This window comes from Bradyrhizobium sp. AZCC 1678, assembly GCF_036924765.1.
Taxonomy (GTDB): Bacteria; Pseudomonadota; Alphaproteobacteria; order Rhizobiales; family Xanthobacteraceae; genus Bradyrhizobium; species Bradyrhizobium algeriense.
Genome location: NZ_JAZHSE010000001.1, coordinates 2,210,037 through 2,225,666, shown reverse-complemented (window position 1 = coordinate 2,225,666; position 15,630 = coordinate 2,210,037). Strand labels below are relative to the sequence as shown.

Genomic DNA, 15,630 nt, shown 5'->3' with positions numbered 1-15,630 from the left:
ACATTCAGGACCCGGCCTCGGCCCAGCCTTGCCGCATGCCCTTGAGCCCGAACTCATAAACCTCCTCCTCATTGGGGGAGAAGTCGCGCCACACGCGGGTGGCGGCGGCGAGCGCCGGAACGGCGCGGCCGAAGGCTTCGATCGTCAACCTGCCATCATATTTTGCGGCCTTCAGCGCCTTATAGGTGGGACCCCACGGCACATGGCCCTTCCCCGGGGTGCCGCGATCATTCTCAGAGATATGGACATGGATCATGTGTCGCTTGATCGTATTTATGGCGGCGACCGGGTCCTTCTCCTCGATATTGGCATGGAATGTATCGTACATCCCTTTGATTGCGGGATGATCGACTTCGTCCAGATAGCTGGCCAACTGATCCATCGTGTTGAGGAAGTAGCATTCGAAGCGGTTCACCGCCTCAAGGGCAAAGCTCATGCCGTGCTTTCCGGCATGATCGCCAGCGCGGCGATGAAATTCGATCCCGCGCTTGCGCTCATCCGCCGTGGGCCCCTTTCCGGTGAAGCGACCGAGTTCGGAGTGCATCGGGCCGGCGATGATCGATCCTCCAAGCGCCTTGGTGCAGTCGATGACCCAATTGGTCCGTTCGACCGCAGCCTGCCGCTCCATCTTGTCGTCCGAGAGTGGATCGTGCCCCGCCCCCAGCACGCTCACGGTTGTGACGTCGAGGTCCATCTTGGCAAGTTGCTCTCCGAGCCTTGCGTAGGAATCGATCGTGCCTTCGAAGATCGGAACCTCCACGCTGTCGTAACCCGTCCTCTTGAGCGCCTTCAGCACAGGCGCGTGTTCGTCGGTGACATGCCCTGTCCAGAGCAGCAGATTGAATCCGTACTTCATCCGCGCCTTCCCATTGAGCTCTCCTACAGCAGGCGATCCGGGCCAGTTCCGCGGCTTAGCCCCTTGCAGGCACCAGTTGCTTCACCATCGCGTCAATCAGGCGCGGCAGGTCATAAGGGAAGCGGGCCGTAATCAGATTGCCGTCGACCACGCAGGGTTCGTCCAGGACCGTAGCGCCAGCGTTTTCGAGGTCGATCTGTATGTTCCACACAGCCGTGGCGCGCTTGCCTTTGAGGATCTTGGCACTCACCATAACCCACTGGCCATGACAGATGGCGCATGTGGGCTTGCCTGCTTCATACATGGCGCTCACAAACGCGCGCGCATGCTGGTCCATGCGCAGCGCGTCAGGGTTCCAGCATCCGCCCGGCAGGAGCATGGCGTCGTAATCCTCCGCCCTGGCTTCGTCCGTGTAGCGGTCGATCTTCAGCCAACCTGCGTTTTCCATGAGACGGATGGCGAGGACATGGGTGGCGCATTGCGGCGGGAAGCGGAGGCCGAGCGTGGGATGAAACTCACCTATGCGGGGCGAGACAACATGAACAGTGGCGCCGTGTTCGGTGAGCCAGCGATGAGCACCCAGAATCTCCACTTCCTCCACGCCATTGGTGCAGCAGATGGCGATGCGCTTGTCCTTGAGCAGACCTGGATTTGTGGGCGGATCAAGCAGGAAGCTCTTGAGCTCTCGGTTCAAGTCGCCGTCAGCCGTGACCAACAATTCCGTCGAAATAGATGGGACCGGCGAAGAAGACATTAGCTGCTGCATGCGGTTGAAGGCAGTGGCTTGGGGAGACGTGCTCATCTTTCATGCTCCTGAACGAGGTTGATTGGCACATTCGCGACTAAAGGTATCAGAAAACGATCCGCCCTAAATGCACGGGTCTGTTGATTGAAGCGTTTTATCCGCAGGCATAGAATCCGTGGAAGTCTTGAAGGTGCAGGTTCACTCCTTGCGGCGACTCTGCAGCGTGATGAGGCCAGCTAAAGCAGCAGCGATAACCGCAACAGTCCAAGTGAAGCCATGCATGTACCAAGGCGTTGCGTTGAGCTGAACTCTGCCCAGCACGGTGTTGGGATCCGGCGACTTGAGGAAGAATGCGCCGTAGAGATGTGCGACAACGATGGAAGCGAGCAGCACAATGCAGAAGATCATGGCGACGATCATGGCCACCGTTACCAGCGAGCGCTTGGGTACGCCAGATTGCGCCAGAGGCAGGAGGTTGTTGACAAGCCCCGCCAGAACGATCAGCGCGCAGCCAACTGTGAAAAGCGAGATGCTGAACGGCTGAAAAATCATCAGAAGCGCGAATACGCCAAGCCCGATGATGCTGTATTCCAACGTCCGCGCCGCCGTCGGCGTCAGTCCGCCATTGCCTTGCTCGCCATTTCTCATGCGCGCACCGCCCTTCCGTCGTCTGCGAACACGTGGGTTTGCGCCGGATCTGGAACGAGGTGGAGCGCCTCGCCAATCTTCACCCTTTTGTCACGCGGCACGACGACCCGGATGTCGCTGCCCGTCTTGGTGCGCGCGTGAATAAGCGTCTCGGCACCCATCGGCTCAATGAGCTCGGCCATGGCGTCGATCGTGTCCCTGGTGTCCTTGGAGACAACAGTGAATGCTCGCGGGCGAATTCCCACGGTGACCTTTCCAGCCTTCAGGTTTGCGACCGCGGGATGGACGCTCAGATCGACATCCTGCTCGTCGAAGACCACTTTCGCCTTACCGTTGCCGTAGCTCTTGAATTGTGCGTCGATCAGGTTCATCTGCGGCGTGCCGATGAAGCTCGCAACAAAGACGTTGGCGGGTTTTGCGAAGACCTCATGTGGGCTCCCCACCTGCTCGATGAGCCCGTCGCGCATGATGGCAATACGGTCTGCCATGGTCAGGGCCTCAAGCTGGTCGTGGGTGACTATGACAGTGGCTTTCGTGAGATTTGACAGCACGGCCTTGATCTGGCCGCGCATGGAGTGACGCAGCTCCACATCGAGCCGCGAGAGAGGTTCGTCGAACAGAAAGCATTTGGGATCCCGAACAATGGCGCGGGCAACGGCGGCGCGTTGCTTCTCGCCCTCCGAAATCTGTCCCGGCAGTCGGTCCAGGATATCGCGAAGATGCAAGATGTCAGCCACCTTCCTGACGCGAGTTGCCACTTCCGCGCTCCCAATTGCTTCGCGGTGAAGAGGCATTGCAATGTTCTGCCCAACACTCAGCGCCGGATAGAGAGCATAGAACTGGAAGACCATTGCGATGTCGCGCTTCTCCGGCGGCAGGTGGTTCACGCGCTGCCCCGCAATGACGACGTCCCCTGCCGTGGCGCGTTCGAGGCCGGCAATCGTGCGCAGCGTAGTCGTCTTGCCACAGCCCGAAGGACCGAGCAGACAAACAATTTCACCCGCGGCCACGGACAGGTTGGCATCCTTGACGGCAACAAATGTGCCGAACTTCTTGGTGAGGTCACGTATTTCGATGGTCGACATGATCACTTCCTGACCGTGCCGAACGTGACGCCACGCAGCAGGTGATCCTGCAAAAAGAAGGTGGCAAGGAAAACGGGCACAAGAAACAGGGTTTCAATGGCAGCCAGCAGCGTCCAGTCGGTTCCGCGCCCGCCGGAAGACACGGCCTGGTTCATGGCTACAGGCACGGTGCGTGTATCAGGACCCGTCAGGAGCAGCGCGAACAGGAACTCGTTCCAGGTGAGGATGAGGCCGAAAACGAATGTTGCGGCAAGACCCGCAATAACCTGCGGCAGACAGATCTTGAAAAACACTTTGATTTCTGACGACCCATCGATACGGGCTGCATCCTCGACGTCTGTCGACAACTCATCGAAGAAGCTCTTCATCATCCAGACGGTAAATGCGAGATTGAAAGCCGTATAGAGCATGATGATGCCGAGATAGGATCCAGAAAGGCCCACGGCGCGGAACATCAAGATCACCGGAATGATGACGACGATCGCAGGCAGCATACGGGTCGTCAAAATGATGAAGAGATAGGTATCGTTGCCCTTGAGCGGATAGCGCGAGAAGCCATAGGCGGCCAACGTGCCGATAACGAGGGCAAGCAGGACAGATGCCGACGCGATCACGATGGAGTTGAAGAAGAATCGGTCAAACCCGGTGGACTCCGGCTGACCACCCGCCGTCATGACGCGGGAAAAGACCGAGGCAAAGTTGTCCAATGTCGGCGTGAAGACAAACTGATCGGGGATGAGGCCAAAGAATGAGGTAGGCGAAAGCGTTGGGGGTACTGAAAGCGCCAGCCCCTGCGGCTTGATCGCCGTGAAGATGATGAAGAGGACCGGCAGGAAGTAGATGAAGCTAACAACCGCCACGACGAGCGTGCGGCCCCAACCCGCCTCCGCGATGCCGCCGACGCTACGAAAGCCAATCCGCTCCCAGAAAGAAACTCTGTCTGTCATGGCTCAGGCCTCCCTGTTCTTGGGATTGGCAACGTAGAGATAAAGGTTCGTGAGCACGATCACTATGAAGAGGATGATGTAGGAGATGGCGGCTCCCTCGCTTGTCTTGTTCTGTTCGTTGGCAATGCGGATCAAGTGGTAGGAGATCGTCATTGTGTCGTTTCCGCCCTTGGTCAGCACAATCACAAGGTCTGCCAGCTTGAAAGCTTCGATGGTGCGGAACAGCAGCGCCAACATCAGGAGCCCGCGGATATAGGGGAAGGTGATGCTCCAGAAGCGCCGCCAGGCGGAGACCCTGTCGATGGCGGCTGCCTCGTAGAGATATTTCGGCACGGACACGAGGCCCGCCAACACGAGCAGCATGACGAAAGGCGACCACATCCAGGCGTCGGCAAAAACGATACCGGCCACAGCGCCCGCCTTGCTGTCCATGACAATGAACTGGCCGCCCGCGAGGCTATTGATCACATAGCTCAGGATGCCGAAGGTAGGGTCATAATAGTAGGTGAAGAAGACACCTGAGGCCACGACCGACAGCATCATCGGTGTGAGAACCAGAATCAGCAGATATTTCCGCAGCGGGAACTGCTTGGCAAAAAGCATCGCCAGGAGAAACCCCACGATCATCTGTACAGAAACTGTGCACACCGCGAACATGGCAGTGTTGATAAGGGCGTTCCAGTTGGCCGGCGCCGCGACCTCGTCGGTCAGAACCTTGATGTAGTTGTTGAGGCCGACGAAGCGGATGGATTGCAGGTTCGACTGGTAGGCAAAAAATGAAAGCCCCAGGGACCAAAGCAGCGGAAAGATGTTCATCACAAATAGAACGGCGATGGCGGGCGCGACCAGGAGCCCGCCATAATAGCGACGGCGGTAGGCATTCACCGCGAATGTCGCGGCGACCAAAGCCGACATGGCGCCAACGACCCAGAAGGAACCGGACGCTGGCAGCGCCACCACCGCAAGTGCGGAGACAACAAGCCCCACGAGAACTGCAAGCCGCCAATTGCCGGCCGAAAGCTCAAGAAGAGCCGGTGCAGTCTTGGCAGATTGTATGGTTGACATCAGTTGCATGAAGCTTCCGTGGAAAAGCAATTCCTGTGCGTTGCTGAGCGGCCTCGTGCGACCCCGGTCGGCGTCTGGCCATGTCTTTCAATTGGCCGGGGAAGGAGGACGAAGTCTCTTCCCCGGCCAAGCCTCGCAATTGCGCCGCTCGCAGAGCTCACGCGTCATGTCACTTGATCAGCCCCACCTCCTTGAGCAGGCGCTGCTGGAACTTGGCGATATTGTCCTGAGTCGTCTTGGCATCCTGCCTGCCAGTAATGGCGAGATCGTACTGGTCTTGCTGCTGGGTTAGTAACTCGAAGAACTGCGGCACGTGCCACACGTCCTTCTGCCAATCCAGCGAAGGAGCCCAAGCCCTGTTCCAGGGGCGGTAAGTTACGTACTTCGGATCCGAGTACACGGACTTAATGGCAGACTGACCGCCGGCCGCCGCAAACTGGTGCTGAATGTTCGACGACAGCCACCACTTCACGAATTCCACGGCCTCCTTGATCTGTGCGTCGGTCGTCCAGGTGGTCAGCACGAAGGGCTGGCCGCCAATATTGGACCAGCGGACCAGCTTGCCGTCAGCACCTTTGGTTCCCGGCATCATGCCGAACACCAGGCTGTCTGAGACCCTCGAAGTTTTCGGATCAAGCGAGGCTTCGGCAAGGCCGATCCAGTTGACGCTCATGGCCACCTTACCTTGGCGGAACAGCTCATCCGACTTGAAGATGTCCATCGTGCCCGTCTTGGCGAGAGGTGGCATGTATGCGATCAGGCTCAGATACTTCTCCAGCGCCTTCACGGCCGCCGGCGAGTTCACAACAACCCTCCGCTTTGCTGGTGGGTGCCTGGGTCTCATCCCAGATGTCACCACCCATTTGCCAAATAAAGCCGTTGATCTGCATAGACGAGAAGTCGTAGCTCTTGCCCGCCTGAAACGCGATGCCGTAAAAATCGTCTTCGGCGGGCTTGCCGGCCAGCATCTCGCCCTTCTTGCGCCGAAAGAATTCGCCGACGTTCTTGAAGTCGTCCCAAGTCATGGCGTCGAGCTCTTCGCTCGTGCAGGGAAGTTTCTGGTTGAATTTCGCCATGAAGTTCTTCTGTTCTGCTTCGTGGCAGATAATGTCCTTTCGCGCGAAGTTCACCAGCACATCGGGAAACTGCGGAAAGCCGTAGTAATTTTCCGACTTGTGCGGATAAGTTGAGTAGGAGTTCAGTGCGTTCGGATGGATGTCCTTGAACGTCTTCATGAACTCGGGATCTGCGTTGAGCAGATCGTTGATCTTCCGGAAATAGCCGCCCTCGACGAACGCGCCCAGCCACTGCGAGTCCGACACGATGAAGTTATACTTCTTTTCGCCTGATGTGAGCGACGCATTCACGCGGGTATAGAAATCTGGCCACGGAATGAAATCCACCTGGAGCTTCACCGTGTTGCCGGACTTTGGCTTGTACTGCTCGTCGAAGAACTTCTTCATGATGCGCGTTGGTGGCCAATCCGGCACAGCCATCGTCAGCGTCACATCACCGGCGAAAGCAACCGTCGCTCCCAGCACCAGCGAAGCGGCAAGCCCGGCCGCCATCACTATCCCGTTGATCTCCCTTGTCGCGGTCATCCTGGTCTCCTCCGTTTGGGTTTCATTTTTTCTTTTAAATCGCTCGCCTCAGGCCATCGTCCGTCCACTCGAAGCGCGGAAGATGTAGAATTTGCTTGGATCGAGAATAACTGCCGCCTGTTGGCCGGGCTGCAAACCCGAGGCGGCAGATTCCGGCAACACCATGCGCAGCGTTTCGCCGCCGGTTTCCACGGACACGATCGTGACGTCCCCCAGCGGCTCAAGCATGGAAATATTGGTCTTGAGGCCTTGCTCGCCCTTCCCGGCAAAGCGCACGTCGCTCGGGCGGATGCCGACCACGGCCGCTTCGCCCGCTTCTGCGGCTTGCAGCTTTTTCACGAAAGGTAGTGGCCCAATTGCGGATTCGAGGGCGGCGTTGTCTGTGGCCAGCCTGCCTTTGATCATGTTCATGTGGGGCGAGCCGATCTTGCTTGCCACATACAGATCACACGGCGCTTCGAAGAGCTCGTCCGGCGTTCCGATCTGCACCACGCCGCCGTCGCGCATCACTGCGATTTCCTCACCCATCGAGAGGGCTTCGAGCTCATCGGGTGTGGCGTAGACGATGGTAAGACCAAACTGGCGGTGAAGGCGCTTCAGTTCCGCCCGCATCTCATGGCGGAGCTTCGCGTCGAGATTGGTCAAAGGCTCGTCCAGCAACAGGATCCTGGGGCGGCGTATTAAGGAGCGACCCAAGGCCACGCGCTGCTGTTCGCCCCCCGAAAGCGTATTGGGCTTTCGATTGACCTTCGTGTCGAGCCGGAGCATCGCCGCCGTCTCCTTCACGCGGCGATCGATCTCCTCACGTGGGCGCTTTTCTTCGATCAGCGGATAGGCGAGGTTGTCGTAAACGGTGAGGTGCGGATAGAGCGCGAAGGACTGGAACACCATTGACACGCCCCGGCCCGCAATCGGCTCATGCGTCCAATCCTTGCCAAAAATCTCGACGTGCCCGCGTTCCGGAGCGATGAGACCAGCGATGGTGCGAAGCGTCGTCGTCTTGCCAACTGAGCTCGGCCCAAACAATACGAAGAAACGACCTTCCGCCACCCTGAAGGACAGGTTTTCAAGGGCCCGCACGCGGCCGTATGACTTGCTTACATTTGTCAAACGCAGTGCAGATTTCTCAGACTGCCCCATTGCCATCTCCCAGACCACCGCCGAGCGTGACCTCCGCAAGCACGGTCACTGAGCCGTGTTGCTTCGAGAGGTTCGTCGCCTGCAGGACAGGCTCAACTGCCTTCGCTTCGCCGCTTCCGAGCCGCATGACCACTTTTACTCTGTCCGTTGTGACATTCATCGACATCGGGGGCGGCTCAATCGAACGCTAACAGCAGGCGATCGCGAGAGCGTTCTATATGAACGCGCATCGCTTCTTCGGCGGCCAAGGGGTCCGCAGCCGCGAAGGCTGCCAGTATGGCTTCGTGCTCGTCGAGAGCCTCTTCGGTGACGCGCGAATGGAACATGAGACGAAAAATGTGAAAGTGAGTGTGCTGGAAAGCGATGGCTTGACGAATGAGTTCGTTCTCAGCGCAGGCCAAGATCTTGTCGTGAAAGTCGGCGTCCTGCCGCGCGAAGTTCGAGTACCGCAGGCGTTCGTCCTTGCCTTCCCGGCGGGCCATCATGCCGGCCGCTTCGCGAAGCATCGCCAGCTTCGTGTCGTCCATGCGCGCCGCCGCCTTCGCGGCGCTGTAGGGCTCGAGACGCAATCGAAGCTCATAGATTTCGTCAAGCTGGCGCTTCGTGATCTGCGGCGCCGCGCGATAGCCGATCAAGTGCGTCTTCAGCACCAACCCTTCACCCTCGAGCCGACCTAGCGCCTCACGGATAGGCGTTTGCGACACGTTGAATTCGCGGACCAGGCTATCGACCGTGATGCGCGCGCCGGGCGCGATCTTGAGCGACATGAGCTGCGCAAAAATCGCCTCATACACGTCGCCCGCCAGACTGGTGGGGCGATCGATCTGCCCGCTGGCGGCCCCGGTTTGAGAAGGATTGGTGACGTTCATCGATTTCGGTCTGCCTCTTGACACAAGTCGCTTCTAGCAGGATCTTGCGCAATATTCAATCCTATATCATATAGGATTTAATCGACGAAGATTGAACGGTGCAAACTCGGGCGCAGGCGCGGGCTTGCTCATGGAGCGTGATGCTTTGGAAGAAAATGAACTTCACCAAGCCGACGTGCTCTTTGATGCCGAACTGACGGGGCACCCGTCGCATGGCCTGCAACAACTCCATCGTGTTCAACGCGGTTTGACCGAATCCCGCACGCGCAGCGTCGGGCGCTGGCGATCCGACGCCACCTGCAAGGGCGACGTCATCCTTGCGATAGATCTGAGCTCCGCTCCGGAATCGGTACCGAGACTCTCCGGCTATATGGATCTGGTTCGCGCTGCGCCGCCCATGCAGGCCGGCGCGCCTGTCGGCAGTCCCGGCGACAGCGCGGGTCGCCTTCGCGCCGAGAACGGCTCTGAGATTGAACCTCGCCTCTGGAGCGAACTCGGTCGCGCACAATCCAATTCGTCCGTCGCCAGAGGATATGCATTATGACCCTGTTCGCCGCCCTGAGGCTGCCCCGCGAGATTTTATTTGGCAAGGGTCAGCGCCACGCGCTTTCCACCGTCGCAGCCAAACATGGGCGTCGAGCGCTCCTGTGCACCGACGAGCGGTTCGCCGGCACGGCCGTTTTTTCCGAAATCGTCGCGGGCTTAAAAGCGTCGTCGGTTGAGATTTTCGTTCATGATCGCGTGCAGCCGGACGTGCCGGTCGACACGGTCGGCGTCTGCGTTGAGGAGGCTCGCAGCTTCATGCCCGATATGGTGATCGGCATCGGCGGCGGCAGCTGTCTCGATCTTGCGAAATGCGCAGCCTTGCTGATCAGCCATGGCGGCAAGCTTCAGGACTACTATGGTGAGTTCAAGGTGCCGGGTCCGATCCTGCCAGTGATCGCCGCGCCGACCACAGCAGGCACCGGTTCGGAAGTGACGCCGGTCGCGGTGATCTCCGATTCTGATCGAATTTTAAAGGTCGGCATTTCGAGCCCCCACCTGATTGCCACCGCTGCGATCTGCGACCCGGAACTGACGATGACGTGTCCGCCGTCCCTGACTGCAATCGCAGGGGCCGACGCCTTGACCCACGCGATCGAGGCCTTCACTGCGGTTAGACGCGATGTCGCTTCCGACCTGCCGCAGAAACATGTTTTCATCGGCAAGACGGCGCTTACCGATCACTTCGCTCTGCTCGCCATCAAGCTACTGGGACGCAGTCTCGAGAAGGCCTGCCGCGATGGTGCCGACGAGGACGCGCGGGCGGATGTGATGATGGGAGCTCTGGCGGCCGGCTGCGCGTTCGGAACCGCGGGAACAGCGGCCGCGCACGCGGTGCAATATCCGATCGGCGCCTTAACCCACACGCCGCACGGGCTCGGCGTCGCGACCATGCTGCCTTATGTGATGAATTATAATTGCTCCGCGGCGACAACCGAAATCGCCAAAGTCGGAGTCGCTCTCGGCCTCGAGCGCTCGAGCCGGAGCGACGGCGAGATGGCCCGCACGACGATTGAAGAAATCAGCCGCATGTTCGCGGCGATTGGGATCACTCCGACATTGGCCGGTCTTGGACTTCCCGCCGACAAGATTGATTGGACCGCAGAACTCGCCCTCGGCATCGATCGGCTGATCAAGAACAATCCCCGCCCGTTCGACCTTCCCGCGATGAAACGACTGGTGAAAGCCGCCTACGACGGCGATCTCGCCGGCAGCGCCATCTGAGCTGACAGGACCCCGTCATGAGCATGCCCCAGCACACGTTCAAGACCGACCACGAAACCCTCGACCTCCGCGCTTATTCGCGCGGCCTCTATATCGACGGCCAATGGCGGCAGGCCGCTGACGGCCGGCTTATCGAGGTGGTCGATCCGTCCACCGAGCGCGTGATCGCCGAGGTTCCCGATGCGGCCATGGTCGACGTCGAGGCAGCGGTGGAGGCCGCCGCCCGGGCAGCGGCCGGCTGGAGGGAGACGCCGCCGCGCAAGCGATCCGAGATTTTGAGGCGCTGCTTCGAATTGATGACCCAGCGTTCGGAAACGCTCGCCGAGCTGATATCAATCGAGAACGGCAAGGCTTTGCGCGATGCGCGCGGCGAGGTCGCCTATGCCGCCGAGTTCTTCCGCTGGAACGCCGAGGAAGCCGTGCGAATCATCGGCGAGTTCGGCCTCGCTCCTTCGGGCACGAACCGCATCATCGTCGACTATCAGCCGATCGGCGTCTGCGTTTTGATCACGCCCTGGAACTTCCCGGCGGCCATGGCGACGCGCAAGATCGCTCCCGCCCTGGCAGCGGGCTGCACGGTTGTTCTCAAGCCCGCGAGCGAGACGCCGCTCACGGCCTACGCGCTCGCTGCGCTGTATGAAGAAGCCGGCGTTCCCCCGGGCGTCGTCAACGTCCTTACGGTTTCCAATCCTGCTCCGGCCACCGCCGCCATGCTGGCGGATCCACGGGTGCGGAAACTGTCGTTCACCGGCTCGACCGGAGTTGGCCGCCTCCTCCTCGCCGAAGCGGCCAAGCACGTCATCTCGTGCTCGATGGAACTCGGCGGCAACGCGCCGTTCATCGTCTTCGACGACGCCGATCTCGAGGCCGCGCTCGACGGCGCGATGGTAGCGAAAATGCGCAACGCCGGCGAAGCCTGCACCGCCGCAAACCGCGTCTATGTGCAATCCGGCATCCACGACGCCTTCGCCGAAGGGCTTCGAGAGCGCATGACGGCGCTCAAAGTGGGCGCGGGCGTCGAAGCCACCACCGAATGCGGTCCTATGATCACGAAAAAGGCCGTCGATAAGATCGATCGGCTGGTTCAGAACGCCGTCGCGCGTGGCGCGCGCGTTCTGTGCGGGGGCTCGGTCGGGAGCGGGACGGGATTTTACTATCCTCCGACAGTCCTCTGCGACGTGCCGGCCGACGCCGCGATGGCGCAAGAGGAAATCTTCGGTCCTGTGGCGCCGATCTCGCGCTTCGAACGGGAGAGCGAGGCGATCGAGCGGGCGAACGACACGGAATACGGGCTCGCCGCCTACATCTACACCCGCGATCTTGCCCGCGGCATGCGTGTAGCCGCGAAGATTGAAACGGGTATGATCGCGCTCAATCGCGGCCTCATGTCAGATCCGGCCGCCCCGTTCGGCGGCGTCAAGCAGAGCGGCATTGGACGCGAAGGCGGACGGGGGCATGGCATCGCCGAGTTCATGGAGGCGAAATATCTCGCCGTCACGATGTAGACGGAGGACAAGTGCAGCGCGATCCCTTCAACCGTGACCATGTCGCGCCGTGGCGTAAGAAGCAGAACTGCGGTGGGGTCCAGAGCCATCAGGCTCAGGCCCTTCGAAGACAAGAGAGAGGAGATTAATTGTGCGCACCATCAAGGGACCGGCAATATTCCTGGCTCAGTTCGCCGCTGAAGCTGCTCCGTTTGATACCTTGGATAACATATGCGCCTGGGCAGCGGGTCTTGGATACAAGGGCGTGCAGATACCTAGCTGGGTTTCCAGCTTTATTGACCTGGAAAAGGCTGCGACGTCGAAAACATATGCGGATGAACTGCGTGGCACAGTCAATCGTCATGGACTCGAGATTTCTGAATTGTCGACGCACCTTCAGGGGCAACTGGTGGCAGTGCATCCAGCCTACTCCAGTGCTTTTGATGGTTTCGCGCCGGTTGCAGTCCATGGCAATTCCTCCGCCCGGACGGCGTGGGCAGTTCAACAATTGAAATGGGCCGCAAGGGCTTCGAGCAACCTTGGTCTGAATGCCCATGCAACTTTTTCGGGCGCGTTTGCGTGGCCTTTCATCTACCCCTGGCCCCAACGCCCCGAGGGCCTGATCGACGATGCCTTTAGTGAGCTTGGCCGCCGATGGTTACCAATTCTGGATGAGTTCGATCACTACGGCGTAGACGTTTGCTATGAGTTACATCCGGGCGAGGATCTGCATGACGGTGCAACTTTCGAAATGTTCCTCGATCAAGTGAAGAACCACGTTCGCGCCAATATTCTTTACGACCCAAGTCATTTTGTGCTGCAGCAACTCAAGTATCTCGATTTCATCGATATCTATCACCAGCGCATCAAGGCATTCCACGTCAAGGATGCCGAATTCAATCCAACCGGCAGGCAGGGTGTCTACGGAGGTTTTCAGTCGTGGGTCAACCGCGCCGGACGTTTCCGATCGATTGGAGACGGTCAGGTTGATTTTCGATCGATCTTTTCGAAGCTCACGGCCTACGATTACGCGGGGTGGGCCGTGCTGGAGTGGGAATGCGCACTAAAGCATCCGGAAGATGGCGCTCGGGAAGGAGCCCGGTTGATCTCCGATTACATCATACGGGTAACCGAGCGAGCTTTTGACGACTTTGCGGGCTCCGGCACAAATAGGGAAGCAAATCTGAGAATGCTTGGTCTGCGGTCAGATGAGGGCATGTCATGAGAGACAGCGAGGCGTCGCGCATCCGATTGGGAATGGTCGGTGGTGGGATCGGAGCCTTCATTGGCTACGTGCACCGAATTGCATCGCGAATTGACGACGATTATGAACTGGTTGCGGGAGCGCTGTCCTCCGATCCTGCCCTGGCTCAGGAATCCGGTAGAAAGATTGGGCTGGCCGAAGACCGGATATATACCAGCTTTGCCGAGATGGCGGCTAAAGAGGCTGCCCGCGAAGACGGCATTCAGGCCGTCTCAATCGTCACGCCAAATCACCTGCATTTTGCGCCGGCCAAGGCATTTCTTGAGGCTGGAATTCATGTGATTTGCGACAAGCCCCTTACGTCAACGCTCGATGAGGCTCGTGCGCTGGCCAAAATCAAGCCCAAGAACGGCGCGAAGTTTCTGTTGACGCACAATTACACGGGTTATCCCTTGGTACGACAGGCGCGTGCCATGGTGGCGAATGGTGATCTGGGCAAGATTCGGGTAGTTCAAGTCGAGTATCCGCAAGATTGGCTAACTCGCCCTCTTTCAAACAAGCAGGCGGATTGGCGCACGGATCCTGCTCGTTCAGGACCAGGCGGTGCTATCGGAGACATCGGTACGCACGCCCATAACCTTGCACGATTTGTCACGGGCTTAAAAACGGCGGCCGTAAGTGCGGACCTGTCGACTTTCGTGGAGGGCAGACGGCTCGACGACAACGTGCACATACTGCTGCGGTTTGAAGGCAATGCACGCGGGATGCTGTGGGCCAGCCAAGTTGCCGTAGGCTGCGAAAATGGTCTGCAGCTTCGCGTTTACGGCGAAAAGGCCGGGCTTGAGTGGCGCCAGGAGAATCCAAACCAGATGTGGTTCACCGAATTTGGCAGGCCCAAGCAACTTCTTACGCGAGGCGGCGCGATTTCCGGTGACGCCCCTCCGATTCAGGTTCGACTGCCGAGCGGGCACCCCGAAGGTTATCTCGAGGCGTTCGCCACACTTTACAGTCAGTTTGCTCAACTGATCCGCTCCGGAGACACTGCCTGTCCCGACCTGCCATCGCTCGCTGACGGGATTGAAGGAATGGAATTCATCGCCGCCGCGGTCCGATCGAGTGACAATCAGAGCATGTGGACAAGCCTCAGCGACGTGTAAGGCGCGCGGCTAGATGCCGCGGGAGGTGGATCATGTGCCCCAGCGCAGCGCCGCCGTGTGGACGGGAGCGTCCCACAATTCCTTTGCTTGGCCATCAAGCACGGACACGGTGATCGACACGCCAGCCATGTCGAGGGATGTGACGTAGGATCCGGTCAGGAACCGCGCTGCCGTGATCCCTGCACCTTCCAGAATTCGCTTGGCGCTGTTGACCATCAAATAAAGCTCGATCAGCGGCGTTGCGCCGAACCCGTTGACGAGAAGCAGAACTTCACTGCCCGGCTCCGGCGCAAGGTCCTTGAGGATCGCGCCAACGAGTTCCTCGGCAATCGCATCGGCGGAAGCCAGCCGTACCCGGCGTCGGCCAGGCTCGCCATGAATACCGACCCCCATTTCCATTTCGTCGTCGGCCAGCGTGAAGTTCGGCCGCCCCGCCGCCGGCACGGTGCACGGCAACAGCGCCACGCCCATCGAGCGCGTACGCCGGTTGATTTCATCGCCGAGCGCCTTGAGAGCGGCAAGCGGCATTCCGGCCTCGGCCGCGGCGCCGACCATCTTTTCCACGATTAGCGTTCCCGCGACACCGCGGCGGCCGGTCGTGTAGGTCGATTTCTCCACCGCCACGTCGTCGTTGGTCACCACGCTCGCCACTTCCCGCCCGGCCATCTCGGCGGCCATAGTGAAGTTCATGACATCGCCTTCGTAGTTCTTGACGATGAAGAGCACGCCTGCGCCGGTGTCGACGGCCTCGGCGGCCTCGATCATCTGGTCCGGTGTCGGCGAGGTGAAGACCTGGCCGGGACAGGCGGCATCGAGCATGCCGTGGCCGACAAAGCCCGCATGCAATGGCTCATGCCCTGAACCGCCACCTGAAATCAGGGCAACCTTGCCGGACTTCAACGTGCGGCGGCGCACGAATTTGCGTTCGGCACCAAGAAGCAGAATATCCGCATGCGCGGCGGCAAAGCCGTCGAGACTTTCCTCGAGTACTGTCTCGGCGCCGTTGATCAGCTTTTTCATAAACGCCCTCCCGTGCCTCATTTTTTCGGTCCGGATCAATCC

16 protein-coding genes are annotated in these 15,630 nt (G+C 59.6%); 5 read left to right on the top strand and 11 right to left on the bottom strand.

What is annotated here, in order from left to right:
• Positions 1–4: 4 nt before the first annotated feature.
• The 10 genes from V1294_RS10630 to V1294_RS10585 all read right to left on the bottom strand — a co-directional run bounded on the left by V1294_RS10630 (position 5) and on the right by V1294_RS10585 (position 8,956).
• Positions 5–856: a sugar phosphate isomerase/epimerase family protein gene (locus tag V1294_RS10630; RefSeq protein ID WP_334496911.1), complete on the bottom strand. Its 852-nt coding sequence runs from the start codon at positions 854–856 to the stop codon at positions 5–7.
• A 55-nt stretch (positions 857–911) separates the two neighbouring features.
• Positions 912–1,658, bottom strand: a complete 747-nt coding sequence (locus tag V1294_RS10625) for a type 1 glutamine amidotransferase domain-containing protein (RefSeq protein WP_334496910.1) — start codon at positions 1,656–1,658, stop codon at positions 912–914.
• 141 nt (positions 1,659–1,799) lie between these two features.
• Entirely contained in the window at positions 1,800–2,249 is a 450-nt protein-coding gene (locus tag V1294_RS10620; protein ID WP_334496909.1) for a hypothetical protein, read from the bottom strand.
• On the bottom strand, positions 2,246–3,334 hold the full coding sequence (locus V1294_RS10615) for an ABC transporter ATP-binding protein (protein ID WP_334496908.1): 1,089 nt from the start codon (positions 3,332–3,334) through the stop codon (positions 2,246–2,248). Before V1294_RS10615 ends, V1294_RS10620 begins: the two co-directional genes overlap by 4 nt.
• A gap of 2 nt (positions 3,335–3,336) precedes the next feature.
• Positions 3,337–4,281 (bottom strand): carbohydrate ABC transporter permease, encoded by a 945-nt coding sequence (locus V1294_RS10610; protein WP_334496907.1) that lies wholly within the window; start codon positions 4,279–4,281, stop codon positions 3,337–3,339.
• A 3-nt stretch (positions 4,282–4,284) separates the two neighbouring features.
• Positions 4,285–5,355 (bottom strand): carbohydrate ABC transporter permease, encoded by a 1,071-nt coding sequence (locus V1294_RS10605; RefSeq protein WP_334496906.1) that lies wholly within the window; start codon positions 5,353–5,355, stop codon positions 4,285–4,287.
• Positions 5,356–5,515: 160 nt separating this feature from the next.
• Entirely contained in the window at positions 5,516–6,094 is a 579-nt protein-coding gene (locus V1294_RS10600) for an ABC transporter substrate-binding protein (RefSeq protein WP_334496905.1), read from the bottom strand.
• Positions 6,045–6,947, bottom strand: coding sequence for an ABC transporter substrate-binding protein (locus V1294_RS10595; protein ID WP_334496904.1), 903 nt, complete (start codon positions 6,945–6,947; stop codon positions 6,045–6,047). The genes V1294_RS10600 and V1294_RS10595 overlap by 50 nt, the downstream gene beginning before the upstream one ends.
• A 48-nt stretch (positions 6,948–6,995) precedes the next feature.
• On the bottom strand, positions 6,996–8,087 hold the full coding sequence (locus tag V1294_RS10590; RefSeq protein WP_334496903.1) for an ABC transporter ATP-binding protein: 1,092 nt from the start codon (positions 8,085–8,087) through the stop codon (positions 6,996–6,998).
• Positions 8,088–8,263: 176 nt separating this feature from the next.
• On the bottom strand, positions 8,264–8,956 hold the full coding sequence (locus tag V1294_RS10585; RefSeq protein ID WP_334496902.1) for a GntR family transcriptional regulator: 693 nt from the start codon (positions 8,954–8,956) through the stop codon (positions 8,264–8,266).
• Between the two features lie 130 nt (positions 8,957–9,086).
• Here V1294_RS10585 and V1294_RS10580 point away from each other — a divergent pair, with 130 nt between their 5' ends.
• The 5 genes from V1294_RS10580 (at position 9,087) to V1294_RS10560 (ending at position 14,568) form a co-directional block, all read left to right on the top strand.
• A complete protein-coding gene (locus tag V1294_RS10580) occupies positions 9,087–9,500 on the top strand; it encodes a hypothetical protein (RefSeq protein ID WP_334496901.1) in 414 nt (137 codons plus the stop codon).
• On the top strand, positions 9,497–10,723 hold the full coding sequence (locus V1294_RS10575) for an iron-containing alcohol dehydrogenase (protein ID WP_334496900.1): 1,227 nt from the start codon (positions 9,497–9,499) through the stop codon (positions 10,721–10,723). Before V1294_RS10580 ends, V1294_RS10575 begins: the two co-directional genes overlap by 4 nt.
• A gap of 23 nt (positions 10,724–10,746) precedes the next feature.
• Entirely contained in the window at positions 10,747–12,228 is a 1,482-nt protein-coding gene (locus V1294_RS10570; protein ID WP_442895436.1) for an NAD-dependent succinate-semialdehyde dehydrogenase, read from the top strand.
• Between the two features lie 130 nt (positions 12,229–12,358).
• Positions 12,359–13,432, top strand: coding sequence for a sugar phosphate isomerase/epimerase family protein (locus V1294_RS10565; protein WP_334496898.1), 1,074 nt, complete (start codon positions 12,359–12,361; stop codon positions 13,430–13,432).
• The gene (locus V1294_RS10560) at positions 13,429–14,568 is read left to right on the top strand and encodes a Gfo/Idh/MocA family protein (RefSeq protein WP_334496897.1); all 1,140 of its coding nucleotides are present in this window, start codon (positions 13,429–13,431) and stop codon (positions 14,566–14,568) included. The genes V1294_RS10565 and V1294_RS10560 overlap by 4 nt, the downstream gene beginning before the upstream one ends.
• 30 nt (positions 14,569–14,598) lie before the next feature.
• Here V1294_RS10560 and dhaK read toward each other — a convergent pair whose 3' ends face one another.
• Complete coding sequence (dhaK, locus tag V1294_RS10555; RefSeq protein ID WP_334496896.1) at positions 14,599–15,588, bottom strand: dihydroxyacetone kinase subunit DhaK; 990 nt, start codon at positions 15,586–15,588, stop codon at positions 14,599–14,601.
• Positions 15,589–15,630: the final 42 nt, after the last annotated feature.